Below are 15,933 nucleotides of genomic sequence, written 5' to 3' on the forward strand. Positions count from 1 at the left end.
GAGTTGTGCCAAATGGGTTATCAAAAAGGGTTCTTTGGCAGGCAATGAAAAGGGCAATCCTGTCGCCCGCCGAGCCCAGTCTATGCCGGCTTTCAGCCCACGGGAAGACACGTTCTTGTACCTATATGGAAGGCCGTCGACGCGGCTCAAACACCTGCTATGATGAAGCCATTCCATTGCCTGCGAGCCCGCCATGTCCGACCCTGTTTCCACCAACGCCGTTTCCGCAACACCCACTAGTCAGCCCGAGTGGCAGGCAATGGCCGACACCCTCGCCATAGAGGGCCGCGCCTATGTAAAGGGCAGTTATCGCTGGGCGGTAAACGGTGAAACCTTTCCGTCGATCAGCCCGGTAAACGGCCGCGAACTGGCCCAGGTGGCCAGTTGCGACAAGGCCGATGCGGACAAAGCCGTAGCCATCGCTCGGAAAGTCTTTGAGCGCGGCGACTGGCGTGAGCTGGCCCCTATAAAACGCAAAGCCGTGCTGATTCGCTTTGCGGAATTGATCGAAGCCCACGGCGACGAACTGGCCCTGCTGGACACCCTGGATATGGGCAAACCCATCAGCCACGCCCGTACGGTGGACGTGCCAGCCACCGCCCGCGCCATACGCTGGACCGCCGAAGCCATCGACAAGGTTTATGGGGAACTCGCCCCCACGCCCCATAACCAGATTGGCATGATTTCCCGGGAACCCATGGGCGTGGTGGCCGCCATCGTGCCGTGGAACTTTCCCATGATCATGGCCGCCTGGAAAATTGCACCGGCACTGGCCACCGGGAATTCAGTGATCCTCAAACCCTCGGAAAAATCGCCGCTCACAGCCATTCGCCTGGCCGCACTGGCCACCGAAGCCGGTATCCCCGACGGCGTTTTCAACGTATTGCCCGGCTTTGGCCATACCGTGGGCAAGGCCCTGGCCCTGCACATGGACGTGGACTGCCTGGTGTTCACCGGTTCCACCAACGTGGCCAAGCAACTGATGGTTTACGCCGGCCAGTCCAACATGAAACGGGTGTGGCTGGAAGCCGGCGGCAAAAGCCCCAACATCGTGTTTGCGGATGCCCCGGACCTGAAAAAAGCCGCCGCCGAAGCCGCCAGTGCCATCGCCTTCAACCAGGGTGAAGTCTGCACCGCCGGTAGCCGTTTGCTGGTGGAGGAAAGTGTCCGCACCGAATTCGTTGGGCTGATCCGCGAGGCCCTTAAAACCTGGCGCCCCGGCCATCCGCTGGACCCGGCCACCACTTGCGGCGCCATTGTCGACCAGGCCCAGCTTGATCGCATCATCGATTACATCGGCATAGGCCAGTCAGAAGGGGCAAAACTGGTGGAAGGCGGTCAACGAGTGATGGCAGAGACCGGCGGCCTGTTCGTGCAGCCCACAGTGTTCGATGGCGTGAACAACCGCATGCGCATTGCCTCGGAGGAAATCTTCGGGCCGGTGCTCTCGGTGATCGGCTTCACCACCGCCGAGGAGGCCATCGAGATTGCCAACGATTCCATCTATGGGCTCGCAGCCGCCGTGTGGACCTCCAATATCAATACCGCCCACAAAGTGGCCAAGGCACTGCGGGCCGGCAGTGTGTGGATCAACCACTACGACGGCGGCGACATGACTGCACCGTTCGGCGGTTTCAAGCAGTCCGGCAACGGGCGCGACAAGTCCCTGCATGCATTCGACAAGTACACGGAACTGAAGGCCACGTGGCTGGTGCTTGAATAGTTCGCACGAAAAACGGCGCCCTAGGGCGCCGTTATCGGATGACGGGAAGCAACTAAACCGTGTGCAGGTACCAGAGATACTCGAGGTCCGAAATCGTCATTTCGAACTCATTCAGTTCATGCTCCTTGCAGGCTACGAACACATCCAGAAATTCCCTTCCCAGGTACTCCGCCATCACCGGCGACTGGCCGAGTTCCCGCAGCGCATCCCGCAGATTGTTCACCAGACTGGCTTCGTGCTGCTCATGGGCATTGCCCACGGTCACCGGTGGTGGCTCGATGCGATTGGAAATACCGTAGTGAATGCCCGCCAACACCGCCGCCATCAGCAGGTAGGGGTTGGCATCAGCACCGGCAACGCGGTGCTCAATCCTCAGCGCCTCGGGATCCCCACCCGGTAGGCGCAGGCTGGCCGTGCGGTTGTCCACGCCCCAGGTCGCCGCACTGGGCACGTAATACTCCGGGCTGAACCGGCGGTAGGAGTTGATGTTGGGGCAGAACAACGCCATGGCGTCGTTCATGGTGGCCACCAGCCCGCCAACAGCCCAGCGCAGCATGTCGTTGGGTTCCTCGGCATCGCCGGCGAATACATTGCGCCCTTGCCCATCAATCAGGCTGACATGCAGGTGCATGCCGCTGCCGGCCTGGTTGTGATAGGGCTTGGCCATGAAGGTGGTGTCCATTTCATGGTCGTAAGCCATGTTCTTGATCAGGCGCTTGAGCAGAGTGGCATGATCGCAGGCCTGCACGGCGTCATCCACGTAATGCAGGTTTACCTCAAACTGGCCAGGGGCGGATTCCGCCACCAGGGCGTCCGCCGGCAATTCCTGTTCATGCGCCGCATCCAGCACGTCCGCCAGGAATTCCGCGTATTCATCCAGGTCATCTATGGAGTAGGCCTGGGTGCCCGCCGGGCGCTTGCCGGAAATGGGTGATTTCGGCGGCTGGGGGCGGCCGGCCAGGTTCTCCTGGTCGATCAGGTAGAACTCCAACTCATAGGCGGCAACCGGAGTCAGCCCCAGTTCGTCGAACCGCTTGACGATGTTCTGCAGCACCACGCGCGGGTCCGCAAAAAACGGTGTCTCGCGATCCAGCTCAACCATGGTCAGCAGCAGTTGAGCGGTTGGCCGCTTCTGCCAGGGTTCCATGGTCAGCGTGCCGTCGATGGGCAGGCATATCCGATCCGCCTCGCCAATATCCAGGCCCAGGCCGGTCTCTTCCACGGTGGTGCCCTGGATATTCAGGGCAAAGATGGAGGCCGGCATCGCGATGCCCCGCTCAAACACCTTGGGAAGGGTTGACGGGTCCACGCGTTTACCGCGGACAATGCCGTTCATATCCGGGATCAGCAGGTCAATAAACTGCAGCTCGGGGTGTGCCTGAAGGAATGCGTCAGCGCTCGCAAAACCAGAACCCATAAGGTCAGCCTTTCAAAACTCAAACAGGCCTGTGGCGAGGGGCCGGCACAGGGACTCTCAAGGCTCCTTTATCCTGCTTTCCGGGGCAATTTGCAAGATAGGGACATACCACAGCGCGCCTAGTCATCCTGCTCCCGAATCTTGCCTTCGCGGATGTTCTCTCGGGCTTCCTGGTGCTCGTCCCGGTCCGCTTCCGGAACCTCGTGCTCATCCGCTCTTGAGGGGCGAAAGCACAGAGTGGTCAGTATCGGGAAGTGGTCGGAACCGAAGGGGGCGAGCCTTTCAATTCTGCCCAGCGTAAAGTGCTCTGTGGTGAAGACATGGTCCAGCGGCCAGCGCAGGTACCAGCGTTCGGCGTGAAAGCTGTTGAACATGCCCCGCCCTCGACGCGGGTCCAGCATGCCGCTGACACGGCAAAACAGCCGCGTGGTGCGAGACCAGGCCACGTCGTTCAGGTCACCCGCGACAATGGCGGGGTAATCGTCATTATGAATCTGTTGGCCGATCAGTAGCAGTTCGGCATCACGCCAAAGGGACTCCTCACTTTCACTGGGCGCCGGCGGGCGCGGGTGCACGGCGTGCAGCTTCACACGGTCACCCGAAGGCAGCCTCAGCCAGCCGTGGATCGACGGAATATCATCCTGAATCAGGTAGCTCACCTCGGCCTCTTCCAACGGCAGCCTCGAATACAGATGCATGCCATAGAGGTTGTCCAGCGGCACGCGGATAATGGTCGGCCAGTCGCCAAAAGCCGCATCCAGCTGATCGCCCCACCACTGATCCGATTCCAGAGTCAGCAACACATCCGGCCGGTGTTCTTGGACCTGACGAATCAGCCCCTCGCTGTTGCGGTTGGGTGTCAGTACGTTGGCAATCATCAATGTGACACAGCGGTCTTCCTGGCCGGGCTCAGCTGATTGCACCTGCAGGGGCCATAAGCGTGTCCACGGCAAAATACGATACAGCTGTAACGCAAGCACCACGGCCAAGATCGCAAACACCCACATTTGCAGGCCGTCGCTCTCCAGCCACAGTGCCGCAACAGCCACCACAACCGTCAGGCTGACTATCTGAACACGGGGGAACTCACAGGCACGTATCCACCAGTCATGAAGGCGCACTTTGCCGAGGACGGTCACCGCGAGCAAGGCGATGGCCAATGTCAGCAGGGTATAGTCGATCAATCAGACCTCCGTGACAGAGTCGTGTATCAGTACCGACACCATAAACGATTGACACAACTTCTGCTGCTCTGCAGCAAAATAGGCACAACACCGGATTCGTGGTTCGAAAATTTCTGTAGCGCACCCTGCGTTCTCGTGATAAATATCGCGCGAACGACCTGCACAAGAACGCGTGCGTCCTGCACGCTTTGTATCCATCCCTTTTCAGTGAGGGACACCACCGATGTTGAAGTTGCGTAAGTCTGCGGCCCTTGCCGCCGCTATTGCTGTGTCATTGGGTACATCTTCTGCCATGGCAGCGGAAGAAGTGCGTGTGTACAACTGGTCTGATTACATTGCCGAGGACACGCTGGAGAAGTTCACCGCGGAAACCGGCATCAAGGTGATCTACGACGTCTACGACAGCAACGAGATCCTGGAGGCAGCGTTGCTCTCCGGCCGTTCCGGCTACGACCTTGTGGTGCCTTCCAACCACTATGTGGCCAAGCAGATTTCCGCAGGTGCCTTCGTGGCACTGGACCACACCAAACTGCCGAACATGGCGAACCTGAACCCGGACCTGATGGACGATCTTGAAAAGGTCGACCCTGGCAGTCAGTTCTCCCTGCCGTATCTGTGGGGTACCAACGGCTATGGCTACAACGAGGGCCGAATCCAGGACATACTGGGCGACAGTGCCCCGACCGACTCCTGGGCTCTGGTGTTTGATCCGGAAGTCACCGGCAAACTCTCCGCCGGCGGCTGTGGCATTGCCATGCTGGATTCTGGCGAGGAAATGGTGCGCGCCGCCATGGCGTACATTGGCCTGAACCCGAACAGCAACAACGCCGAGGACATCAAAAAAGGCGGTGAGGTCATCAAGGCCACACGCCCGAATATCACTTACTTCCATTCGTCCCGTTACATCGCCGACCTGGCCAACGGTGACCTGTGCGTGGCCGCCGGCTATTCCGGCGACATCCTGCAGGCCGCTGCCCGCGCCGAAGAAGCCGGCAACGGTAACGTTATTCGCTATACCATTCCCAAAGAGGGCGCGGTGTTGTGGTTTGACATGATGACGATCCCGGCCGGTGCTCCCAACGTGGAGAACGCCCACAAGCTGATGAACTTCCTGATGCGCCCGGAGATCATCGCGGACGTGACCAACTACGTGTGGTACGCCAATCCCAACAAGCCGGCAAACGAGTTTGTTGAGCCCGAAATCCTCGGCGATACCAGCATCTACCCTACCGACGAAGTGATGAAAAAGCTGTACATCATGGAAGGCCGGCCTCAGGACACTCAGCGTCTGATGACCCGCACCTGGACCAACGTGAAGTCCGGTCGTTAAACGGTGGAAAATGGCAACAGCACCCCCGCGAAAGCGGAGGTGCTACTCAGCATACAGGGCCTTTCAAAGCGCTTTGACGACACGCTGGCCGTGGACAACGTGAGCCTGGACATCCACAAGGGCGAGATCTTTGCCCTGTTGGGTGGCTCCGGTTCCGGCAAGTCCACGCTGCTGCGCATGCTGGCAGGCTTTGAAGCCCCCAACGCCGGACGCGTGTTGCTGGATGGCGAGGATGTAACCGCCATGCCCCCCTATCTGCGGCCCACCAATATGATGTTCCAGTCCTATGCGCTGTTTCCTCATATGACGGTGGAGCAGAACATCGCCATGGGGCTAAAGCAGGACAAGCTACCCAAAAACGAGATCCGCAACCGGGTCGAAGCCATGCTGACGTTGGTAAAGATGGAGAGCTTTGCCAAGCGCAAACCCCAGCAACTGTCCGGCGGCCAGCAGCAACGCGTGGCACTGGCCCGCTCTTTGGCCAAGCAGCCGAAACTGCTGTTGCTCGACGAGCCCATGGGCGCGCTGGACAAGAAGCTGCGCACCGAGATGCAACTGGAATTGGTGGAGATCCTGGAACAAGTGGGCGCCACCTGCCTGATGGTGACTCACGATCAGGAAGAAGCCATGACCATGGCCAGCCGCATTGCCATTATGGCTCAGGGACGGATTGCCCAGGTGGGTTCCCCGGTTGATATCTACGAGAGCCCGAACAGCCGCATGACAGCGGAGTTCATCGGTTCTGTAAACATCTTCGAAGCCAGCATTCGAGAGGACGAGTCTGACAGCATCACGCTGGAGAGCGCGGCACTGGATGCCCCGGTCTTCATTGACCGGGGTGTCAGCACCCCGGCGGAGAGCACTGCCACACTGGTTGCGCTGCGCCCGGAGAAGGTCTACCTCTCAAGCGAGAAGCCGGCCGGTGACACCAACTGGAGCCGTGGCACCGTCGATAACATCGCCTATCTCGGAGATATCAGTTGCTACTATGTAAAACTGGCAAGCGGTCAGCGGGTTCAGGCCACCATGGCGAACGTGGAACGCCGTGGCGAGCGGCCCACCTGGGGCGACACGGTCTACGTGTCGTGGGAAGCCTCCAGCCCCATCCTGTTGTGGAACTGATATCGTGGCCCGGAAACCCACGCGCTCCCCGCTGATGGAGCGGGTACGCGCCGTGCTGTTCCACCGCCGGGTGGTATTCGGCATTCCCTTCCTGTGGTTGCTGCTGTTCTTCCTGCTGCCGTTCGCGCTGGTGCTGAAAATCAGCTTTTCCTCAGCGGTGATGGCCATTCCGCCCTACCAACCGGTGTTCTCTTTCGTCGACAACACCGTTTCGGTGGTGGTGAACTTCAGCAACTACCTGTTCCTGATGTCCGACAGCCTTTACATCGCCGCATACTGGGGCTCGGTCAAGATCGCATTCGTTTCAACCCTGGTGTGCCTGCTGATCGGCTACCCCATGGCCTATGCCATGGCACGAGCCTCGGCGCGGATACAACTGGTCCTGCTGTTGATGGTGATGCTGCCATCCTGGACCTCATTCCTGATCCGCGTTTACGCCTGGATGGGCATCCTGGGTAACCAGGGCCTGCTGAACAATCTGCTGCTGTGGCTGGGTATCATCAGCGAGCCGTTGAAAATGCTGAACACCAATGTTGCCGTGGTGCTGGGCATTGCTTATGCCTACCTGCCGTTCATGGTGCTGCCGATCTACACCAACCTGGTGAAACTGGATGTGCGGCTACTGGAAGCAGCGTCAGACCTTGGATGTCGCAGCCTGACAACCTTCTGGACCATTACCTTGCCACTGTCCAAAGCAGGCATCATTGCCGGGTCCATGCTGGTGTTCATTCCGGCGGTGGGTGAATTCGTGATTCCGGAACTGCTGGGCGGCCCAGACACACTGATGATCGGCAAAGTGCTGTGGGAAGAGTTCTTTAACAACCGCGACTGGCCCGTGGCCTCGTCGCTGGCTATTGTGATGCTGGCCCTGCTGCTGATTCCCATTGTGCTGTTCCATCGGCTCCAGACCCGGGAGATGGAAAAGGATGGTTAAATCGCCGCGGTTCAGTTTTTCGAAGGTGATGCTGGTACTGGGCCTGCTGTTCCTCTACCTGCCGATGGTGGTGCTGATTGTCTATTCCTTCAACGCTTCCCGGCTGGTGTCCGTATGGGCAGGGTTTTCCACCCACTGGTACGGTGAGCTGTTCAGAGACCAGCAGATTCTGTCAGCGGTGTGGATGAGCCTGAAAATCGCCTTTTACTCCGCCAGCATGGCGGTGTGCCTGGGCACCCTGTGCGCCTTTGTAATGACCCGGTTCAAGCGTTTGCGAGGGCGTACCTTGCTGTCCAGTATGATCAGCGCGCCGCTGGTGATGCCGGAAGTCATCACCGGCCTGTCACTGTTGCTGCTGTTCGTGCAGATGGCGCAAACCATCGGCTGGCCGGCGGACCGGGGCATGGCCACCATCTGGATTGCCCACACCACCTTCTGCAGCGCCTATGTGGCGGTTGTGGTGAGCGCCCGCCTGCGGGAAGTGGACCGTACCGTTGAGGAAGCCGCCATGGACCTGGGCTGTACGCCCCTGAAGACGTTCTTCGTGATCACCCTGCCGGTTATTGCGCCGGCACTGGTGTCCGGCTGGTTACTGGCGTTCACCCTGTCGCTGGATGACCTGGTCATCGCCAGCTTTGTCTCTGGCCCGGGGGCGACTACACTGCCAATGGTAGTGTTCTCATCCGTGCGGTTGGGAGTGTCACCGAAGATCAATGCACTGGCCACGCTCATCATCCTGACAGTGTCCCTCATTGCATTCATTGCCTGGTATTTGATGCGACGGGGCGAGGAAAAACGAAAAAGGAGTTAACTCTTGGATCTTGCCCAGGCTTCATTGCAATTCGATGCCGCCCTGGCAGACTTTGCCCGCGCTCGCAGCGCGTCACCGCAGGCGTCCAGCCTGGGGTTACTTGAACGTGCGCGACTACTGATGACCCTGCCCGGTGGTTTCGACGTGATTTACCGCCGGGTTCGCGCACTTGAGTCCGCGGGCATCTTCGGCACCAGCGACTGGGCCAAACCCGCCATCCTGCAGCCCGCATTGGCCAAACATTCACTGCGCGAAGCCGGCGCCGTTACCACCGTTGTTGAAGCCATCAGTGAAATCCGCCTGCTGGCTGTCGTTCGGGGTGACTACTTCCATCCCGGCATCTCTTCAGAGCAGGCCCGGCACTTCCTCACTCAGGTGATGGCCCTGAACCTGGACCTGCTGTCCGGCACTCTCACCGAAGCCGATCGCGAACGCCCCAAGCAACTCGGCACCCTGGTGCTGGGACTGTATCAATACCTGATCTCCCACCTGGGCTACGAAAACCTGCTGGACAGCCTGGTGGCTGAGGTGTGGCGGCTGCTGGAACAGGGCCCCGTGCAGGTGGACAGCATCTGCGACATGATCGGGCAAATCGCCAAATGTCTGTACGACCCGGAACTGAAGACCACCGGCACCGCCGACGCCACCCGGCTGGTACGGGCTCTGTTTGCCCCCACGCCCGGTAGCCGCGAAGACCCCGGACTGGACGTGTACCAGCTGCGCCTGGCCAAAATGGACGACGTTGAGCTGTCCGCGGAGGCCAGCGAGTTCGCCCGCAACATGCACGATACCGGGCTGGCATCGCCCTACCACGCAGTGTTCTTGAAATTCCTGCGCACCAGTGACGAGGAAGAACTTATCCCCACGGCCCTGGGGCTGACGATGACCGGGCTGGATGACTTCTACTGCTACAACCAGCTCGTGGATGCATTGATCGATGAAGCCATCCATCCGGAAACCTGTCAGGCGGTCTACGGGCTGACCATGATGCTGGAGCGGGGTTCGTTGTTCACCCCACCCGTCGCTCAGGCCCTGTGGCGACAGATCAAGCTCAAATTATCGGCGGAAACCGAGCAGGCGCTGTCAGAAGCGTTCGGCGATGAGGTTCCACCAAGAGTGTTCCTGTTGGCCGGCGTGCTAAACCTGCTGGGCCAGCCACTGGGCGTTGGGCAGGGCAACAACCCCAGTTGCCAGTCCGCCATCGGGCTGTCCATGTGGGCCGCCAACGAGGCGGACTACCTGCTCCAGGTACTGACCTGGGCCGCCCGAGACAACGAGGTATTGAGTCGATTCGAAGGCAGGGAGGTATCATCCAAGAACCTGGAGCCAGGCCTGGTCAAGGATACCCCGGTGGATGTGGACCCGGTTTCACTGATTCTGATCCCTCACCTGGACCGGATATACGGTGAGATGTGGCGCCGCTGCGAGGACCGGGACGACGACGCTCATCGCTGGATCAACCCGGAATTCTATGGCTGGTGGGTCAGCCACGGCTTCAAGGTAGTGGCCGATATCCACACTGGGGAAATCACGGACTACGATGATTTCATCCGGCACTTCTATGCCAGTTACCACCCCTACTACAACGGCAACATTCCGGTGATTCACCACCAGCCTGCCGGTATTGCCGTGACTGACAGCGCCGCCCGCTTCGTCGGTCGCCATGCGATCACCATTCTGCGGGTCGCATTGAGCCCAAGCAATGAAATGCGGGTGTATTTCTTCAACCCCAACAACGATAGCGGCCAGGACTGGGGCCAGGGCATCACCTGCTCAACAACCGGCAACGGTGAGATTCGCGGCGAAGCATCTCTGCCCGTGGCGGAATTCACTTCCCGCCTCTACGTGTTTCACTACGACACCCTTGAGTTGGGTGACCTGACAGCCATACCAGAGGCCGAGGTGGCGCGGGTGATGGAGCTGGGTTATGGTAGCTGGGCTGCGAGCGAGGAGCCGAAACAATGACAATCCGATTGACCCTTCCAATAACGTTACTGGCCTTTTCCCTGGGTGGCTGCGCGCTACCGGAAACCCTGCAGAGCGGCACGGACAATCCCTGCGCCACCCTGAAAGAGATCGTGGCGGACTACTCTTCGGAATTCGCTGCGTTTCGCAAAAGCGGATCGGATTACAGATCGGTGACGATCTATCGGGCGAAAGAGGAGCTGATCAGGGGCCATTGTGAAGTCTGGGCCTGGGGCAATGCAGATTCCGCCTACGTGTGTACAGCTGGTGCACCGGACCCCGAAGTCGCGAGTACACGATATACCCAGGCAGTGGCGCAGGTTTCAAGCTGTCTTGGGCCGGAATGGACCCTGAAGGAAGGCGCGCGGGAACGGGATGGGCAGACGGATGGTGTGGCCACCCGCTTCAGCCATCAGGGTGATGCGATGCCCGTGGTATCGATCCACAACATTGAAGACCGATGGCGCCGGTCGGTGTATCTCTATATCGGAAGCCCGGCACGGGCTTTTTGACACCGGCATTAAAGAAGCCGCCCAATTGGGCGGCTTCTTTGCACAAGGACCACAAATTGTTCGGGCACTAACTCATGTTCTTGCGCATGAAGTTCTGGATTTCCCCCACAATGCCCGAACGGAAGGCCATCACCGTCAGCACGAAGATACCGCCAAGAATGGGATCCACCCAGTCTCCCAACGGCCCCTGGGCCAGCTGATATTCCAGGTTCACCACGAAGGTGGCACCGACCACCGGGCCCAGCAACGTGCCAGTGCCACCCAGAAGCGTCATCAGGATGACTTCGCCGGACATGTGCCAGTGGGCGTCGTTGAGGGACGCGAGCTGGAATACCACGGTTTTCACCGAACCGGCCAGGCCGGCCAGGCTTGCCGAAATCACGAAGGCGAGCAGCTTGTAGCGATCCACGTTGTAGCCAAGGGACACCGCCCGTGGCTCGTTCTGTTTGATCGCCTTGAGCACCTGCCCGAAGGGCGAGCCAACAATCCGCTGCACCACCAGATAGCCCCCCAGGAAGACCGCCAGCACGAAGTAGTACATGGCGTAGTTGTTGCTGAGGTCAACGAGTCCGAACAGATGGCCGCGGGGTACGCCATGCATACCGTCCTCGCCACCGGTAAAGGGCGCCTGCACGAAGAAGAAGTAGACCAGTTGCGCCAGCGCCAGGGTGATCATCGCGAAATAGATACCCTGACGGCGTATGGCTACAACCCCGAAGCCCAGCCCCAACACCGTCGCTGCGGCTGTGCCCGCGATAATCCCCATTTCGGTTGTCAGACCGGAGAAATTCGAGAGCAGGTAACCGGTGGTGTAGGAACCCGCCGCCAGGAACGCTGCGTGCCCGAATGACAGCAGGCCGGTGTAACCCAGCAGGAGGTTGAACGCCACTGCGAACAGGGCGAAGCACAGGATTTTCATCAGAAACACGGGATACATCACCGCCGGTGCCAGCAGGAGCAGCACCAGCAACACAAGATTCAGTATCTGCTTCTTGCGTTGCTCGGATTTCTGCTGTTGAACAATACTTTGCTGGATATCCGCTTGCGTGGTTGTGTTCGCCATGACTATGCCTCCTTACCAAACAGGCCCGACGGGCGAATCAACAGAACAACCACCATCACCAGGAAGATCACGGCTGCCGACCCTTCCGGGTAGAACACTTTGGTGAACCCTTCCACGACCCCCATCATCAGGCCGGTAATCACCGCGCCGGCGATGGAACCCATGCCGCCGATGACCACCACGGCAAACACCACGATGAGTATGTTGGAGCCCATCACCGGCGACACCGAGTAAATGGGTGCAGCAAGGGCACCGGCGAACGCGGCGAGCATGACACCGAAACCGTAGGTGAGGCTGATCAGCAGTGGCACATTGATGCCGAACCCCTGCATCAACTGGGAATCTTCCGTGCCTGCCCGCAGGTAGGATCCAAGCCGGGTTTTCTCAATCATGAACCAGGTTGCGAAGCACACCAGCAAGGCTGCCACGATGACCCAGGCACGATAGTAGGGAAGGAACATGAACCCGAGGTTCATACCCCCTCTGAACATCTCCGGCATGGAATAGCGCAGGCCGGAAACGCCATAAATATTGGTCAGAACACCTTGAAGGATCAGTGCAATCCCGAAGGTCAACAACAGGCTGTAGATGTGATCCTGGCCCGCGATGCGGCGCAACAGGAAGTATTCCAGCAAAATGCCGAAACAGCCCACGATCACGGGCGCGACGAAGAGCGCTACCCAGTAGTTGACTCCAAAGGCATCAAAAATCAGTACGGTACACATGGCACCGAGCATGTACATGGCGCCGTGGGCGAAGTTAATGATTTTCAGCAGGCCGAAGATAACCGCCAGCCCCAGACTCAACAGGGCGTAAAAGGCACCATTGATCACCCCGAGCATTAGTTGGCCGGACAGCACGGCCACGGGGACTCCCAGAATCTCGGTCATGTTACAAACTCCAAAAGCAGCGCAACGGATCATTCGCAAGTTGCGTGTCTGCAGGTCAGTGGCCGCCCCGCCGAACCACAGGATGGATGGGGCGGCCCAGTCGGTCAGAACATCAGTTTTGGGTTACGAGCTTGCACTTGCTCTCAGACAGCGGGCGATAGGCTTCGTCCCCTGGGATGGTGCGTACGATGTCATACAGGTCCCACTCACTCTTGGACTCTTCGGGCGTTTTCACTTGCGCCAGGTACATGTCGTGAACCATGCGGCCGTCCTCACGAATGAAGCCGTTCTTGGCAAACATGTCGTTGATCGGCGTATCCATCATCTGCTTGCGTACCGTTTGGGCGGCATCCGATCCGGTCGCCTTGACGGCGTTCAGGTACTGCATGGTGCTGGAGTAGATACCGGCGTGAACCATGGTGGGACGAACCCCGGTTTTTTCCATGAAACGGTCAGACCAGGCACGGGTTTCGTCGTTCATGTCCCAGTACCAGCCGGTGGTGAGCTGAATGCCCTGGGCGGACTGAGCACCCAGTGCGTGAACGTCAGTCAGGAACAACAGCAGCGCCGCCAGGGTCTGGCCGGACTGGGTCAGGCCGAATTCACCGGCGGTGGTGATAGCATTGGTGGTGTCTGCACCGGCGTTTGCCAGGGCTACCACGTCAGCACCTGAGGACTGCGCCTGCAGGATAAAGGACGAGAAGTCAGAGGTCGGGAACGGGTGACGCACTGCCTGCATCACTTCGCCGCCATTTTCTTCCACCACGCGGGTTACGTCGCCTTCCAGAGCGTGGCCGAAGGCGTAGTCAGCGGTCAGGATAAACCAGCTCTTGCCACCTTCTTTAACCACCGCACTTGCCGTACCGTTGGCCAGCGGGTAGGTGTCGTACACGTAGTGGATGTGGTTCGGCGTGCAGTGCTCGTTGGTAATGCTGGACGCGGCAGAACCGGAGACAATGCCCAGCTTGTCGTTTTCTTCCAGGATGTTGCTGACGGCAATGGTGACCGAAGAGGCAACCAGGCCTGCAATCAAATCAACGTTCTCGTTCTCCACCCAGCGCCGGGCAGTACTGGAGGCGGAATCCGGGCTGTTTCGGTCATCGGCGCTGACCACTTCGATCTTGGCGCCATTGACCGTGCCACCGAAGTCCGCGATGGCCATTTCCAGGGCTGTCTGGCCATTGGGGCCGGCCAGGTCACGGTAGGTGCCGGACATGTCGGCCAGGTAACCGATCTTAACGGTGTTGTCGGATATCTCAGCCTGGGCAGCACCCACAAACATGGCTGATGCAATCGCTGATGTCAGAAGCTTTTTGGTGATTGTCATTGTTGTTTCTCCGCTACTGTCTTTGCGTTGGTTTTCGGGTTTCGTTCTTATTGCTCTTGTTGCACTCTTTATTTCACTTTCATCCCCGGGCCTTACACACCCAGGTACTTGTCCAGCATCGACTGCTTGGCCTCAAGCTCGTCGGCGCTGATCTCCTCCACAATCTGGCCGTGTTCCATCACGTAGTGACGGTCCGCCAGGGGTGCGGCGAAATGGAAATTCTGCTCGACCAGGACAATGGTCAGGCCTTTTTCTTTCAACTTGACCAACACTTCGCCAAGTTTCTCCACGATAACCGGGGCCAGGCCTTCGGTAATTTCATCCAGCAACAGCATGTTGGCCCCCGTTCTCAGAATCCGGGCCATGGCCAGCATCTGCTGCTCACCACCGGACAACTTGGTGCCGGGGCTGGTACGGCGCTCGTACAGGTTGGGGAACATGGAGAAAATTTCCTCCAACCCCATGCCGCCACTTCGAACGACCGGCGGAAGTGTCAGGTTTTCCATGACATTGAGCCCGGAAAAAATGCCCCGGTGTTCGGGGCAATACCCTACTCCCAACCTTGCAATGTGGTGAGGCGCGCATGTCATGGTCTCCTCACCGTTAATCATGATCGAGCCGGTACGCCGACCCACCATGTTCATAATCGCTTTCAGGGTTGTGCTGCGACCAGCCCCGTTGCGGCCCAGAAGGGTGACCAGTTCCCCACGCTGAACCTCCAGATCAATGCCATGCAGAATGTGGGACTCGCCATAGAACGCGTGAAGCCCGGAGATTCGTAGCTGTTCGTAATCTTTCGAGTGGGCCTGAGTCATTCCGCCGCCTCCTGCTTCTTGGTGGCAGTACCACCCATATACACTTCACGCACTCTGGGGTCGTCAGACACCTGTTGGTAGTCGCCTTCGGTCAACACCGAACCCTGGGCCAGCACGGTGACCTGATCGCACAGTTTGCTGACCACTCCAAGATTGTGTTCCACCATCAGCACCGTGCGGCCGTGAGCGGCCTTACGCACCAGTTCAACAACCCGCTCCACATCTTCACTGCCCATTCCCTGAGTGGGCTCATCCAGCAACAGCAGCTCCGGCTCCATAGCCAGGGTGGTGGCCAGTTCCAGGGCGCGCTTGCGACCATAGGCAAGTTCGACGGTGGTGGTGTTGGCAAATTCAGTCAGGCCCACACTGTCCAGCAGTTCCATGCATCGCTCATTGAGTTTGTTAAGGGATTCGCCGGATTTCCAGAAGCGAAAGGAGTTTCCTTCAAAGCTCTGCAGAGCGACGCGAATGTTCTCAAGCGCCGTCATATGGGGAAAAACCGCAGAAATCTGGAAGGAACGGACCACACCTTTGCGGGCAATAGCCGCCGATTTCATCGAGGTGATGTCCTCACCCTTGAACAGGATCTTGCCACGAGTAGGAATCAGGAATTTGGTGAGCAGGTTGAATACCGTGGTCTTACCCGCACCATTGGGGCCGATCAGGGCATGTATGTGGCCACGCTGCACCTTCAGATTAACGTCGTCGACTGCCACAAAGCCCTTGAACTCTTTGACGAGGCTTTGGGTTTCAAGAACGAACGGGTCACTCATGAGCCATTCTACCTTTGTTATTGTTGTGCGTTTATACTATGTACAGATTAGATTGACGTATACGTAA

The 15,933-nt window shown here is 58.8% G+C and carries 14 protein-coding genes; 7 read left to right on the forward strand and 7 right to left on the reverse strand.

Features of this window, described 5'->3' with window-relative positions; translation table 11 throughout:
* Positions 1-259 precede the first annotated feature (259 nt).
* Positions 260-1,723: an aldehyde dehydrogenase gene (locus tag MDG893_RS14400; RefSeq protein WP_007154542.1), complete on the forward strand. Its 1,464-nt coding sequence runs from the start codon at positions 260-262 to the stop codon at positions 1,721-1,723.
* A 52-nt stretch (positions 1,724-1,775) separates the two neighbouring features.
* Here MDG893_RS14400 and MDG893_RS14405 read toward each other — a convergent pair whose 3' ends face one another.
* Together MDG893_RS14405 and MDG893_RS14410 are read right to left on the reverse strand one after the other, a co-directional pair.
* The gene (locus MDG893_RS14405) at positions 1,776-3,140 is read right to left on the reverse strand and encodes a glutamine synthetase family protein (RefSeq protein WP_007154543.1); all 1,365 of its coding nucleotides are present in this window, start codon (positions 3,138-3,140) and stop codon (positions 1,776-1,778) included.
* 119 nt (positions 3,141-3,259) lie between these two features.
* Complete coding sequence (locus tag MDG893_RS14410) at positions 3,260-4,324, reverse strand: endonuclease/exonuclease/phosphatase family protein (protein ID WP_007154544.1); 1,065 nt, start codon at positions 4,322-4,324, stop codon at positions 3,260-3,262.
* A gap of 223 nt (positions 4,325-4,547) precedes the next feature.
* On the opposite strand from MDG893_RS14410, the gene MDG893_RS14415 reads away from it, so the two are divergent.
* Genes MDG893_RS14415 through MDG893_RS14440 form a run of 6 tightly spaced genes read left to right on the forward strand, consistent with a single transcriptional unit; the run spans position 4,548 to position 10,998 of the window.
* Entirely contained in the window at positions 4,548-5,654 is a 1,107-nt protein-coding gene (locus tag MDG893_RS14415; protein ID WP_007154545.1) for a polyamine ABC transporter substrate-binding protein, read from the forward strand.
* A 3-nt stretch (positions 5,655-5,657) separates the two neighbouring features.
* A complete protein-coding gene (gene potA, locus MDG893_RS14420; RefSeq protein ID WP_007154546.1) occupies positions 5,658-6,776 on the forward strand; it encodes a polyamine ABC transporter ATP-binding protein in 1,119 nt (372 codons plus the stop codon).
* Positions 6,777-6,810: 34 nt separating this feature from the next.
* Positions 6,811-7,710 carry an ABC transporter permease subunit gene (locus MDG893_RS14425; RefSeq protein ID WP_007154547.1) on the forward strand — a complete coding sequence of 300 codons (900 nt, stop codon included), beginning with the start codon at positions 6,811-6,813 and terminating at the stop codon, positions 7,708-7,710.
* Entirely contained in the window at positions 7,703-8,521 is an 819-nt protein-coding gene (locus tag MDG893_RS14430) for an ABC transporter permease subunit (RefSeq protein WP_007154548.1), read from the forward strand. Before MDG893_RS14425 ends, MDG893_RS14430 begins: the two co-directional genes overlap by 8 nt.
* Positions 8,522-8,524: 3 nt before the next feature.
* Positions 8,525-10,486 carry a hypothetical protein gene (locus MDG893_RS14435; RefSeq protein ID WP_007154549.1) on the forward strand — a complete coding sequence of 654 codons (1,962 nt, stop codon included), beginning with the start codon at positions 8,525-8,527 and terminating at the stop codon, positions 10,484-10,486.
* Positions 10,483-10,998, forward strand: a complete 516-nt coding sequence (locus MDG893_RS14440) for a hypothetical protein (RefSeq protein ID WP_007154550.1) — start codon at positions 10,483-10,485, stop codon at positions 10,996-10,998. The genes MDG893_RS14435 and MDG893_RS14440 overlap by 4 nt, the downstream gene beginning before the upstream one ends.
* A 67-nt stretch (positions 10,999-11,065) precedes the next feature.
* On the opposite strand, the gene MDG893_RS14445 is transcribed toward MDG893_RS14440, so the two are convergent.
* The 5 genes from MDG893_RS14445 to MDG893_RS14465 all read right to left on the reverse strand — a co-directional run bounded on the left by MDG893_RS14445 (position 11,066) and on the right by MDG893_RS14465 (position 15,866).
* Positions 11,066-12,061, reverse strand: coding sequence for a branched-chain amino acid ABC transporter permease (locus MDG893_RS14445; RefSeq protein ID WP_007154551.1), 996 nt, complete (start codon positions 12,059-12,061; stop codon positions 11,066-11,068).
* A 2-nt stretch (positions 12,062-12,063) separates the two neighbouring features.
* On the reverse strand, positions 12,064-12,951 hold the full coding sequence (locus MDG893_RS14450; protein WP_007154552.1) for a branched-chain amino acid ABC transporter permease: 888 nt from the start codon (positions 12,949-12,951) through the stop codon (positions 12,064-12,066).
* 112 nt (positions 12,952-13,063) lie between these two features.
* Positions 13,064-14,278 (reverse strand): ABC transporter substrate-binding protein, encoded by a 1,215-nt coding sequence (locus tag MDG893_RS14455; protein WP_007154553.1) that lies wholly within the window; start codon positions 14,276-14,278, stop codon positions 13,064-13,066.
* A 92-nt stretch (positions 14,279-14,370) separates the two neighbouring features.
* Entirely contained in the window at positions 14,371-15,093 is a 723-nt protein-coding gene (locus tag MDG893_RS14460; RefSeq protein WP_007154554.1) for an ABC transporter ATP-binding protein, read from the reverse strand.
* Entirely contained in the window at positions 15,090-15,866 is a 777-nt protein-coding gene (locus MDG893_RS14465; RefSeq protein WP_007154555.1) for an ABC transporter ATP-binding protein, read from the reverse strand. The genes MDG893_RS14460 and MDG893_RS14465 overlap by 4 nt, the downstream gene beginning before the upstream one ends.
* Positions 15,867-15,933: the final 67 nt, after the last annotated feature.

This window comes from Marinobacter algicola DG893, assembly GCF_000170835.1.
Taxonomy (GTDB): Bacteria; Pseudomonadota; Gammaproteobacteria; order Pseudomonadales; family Oleiphilaceae; genus Marinobacter; species Marinobacter algicola.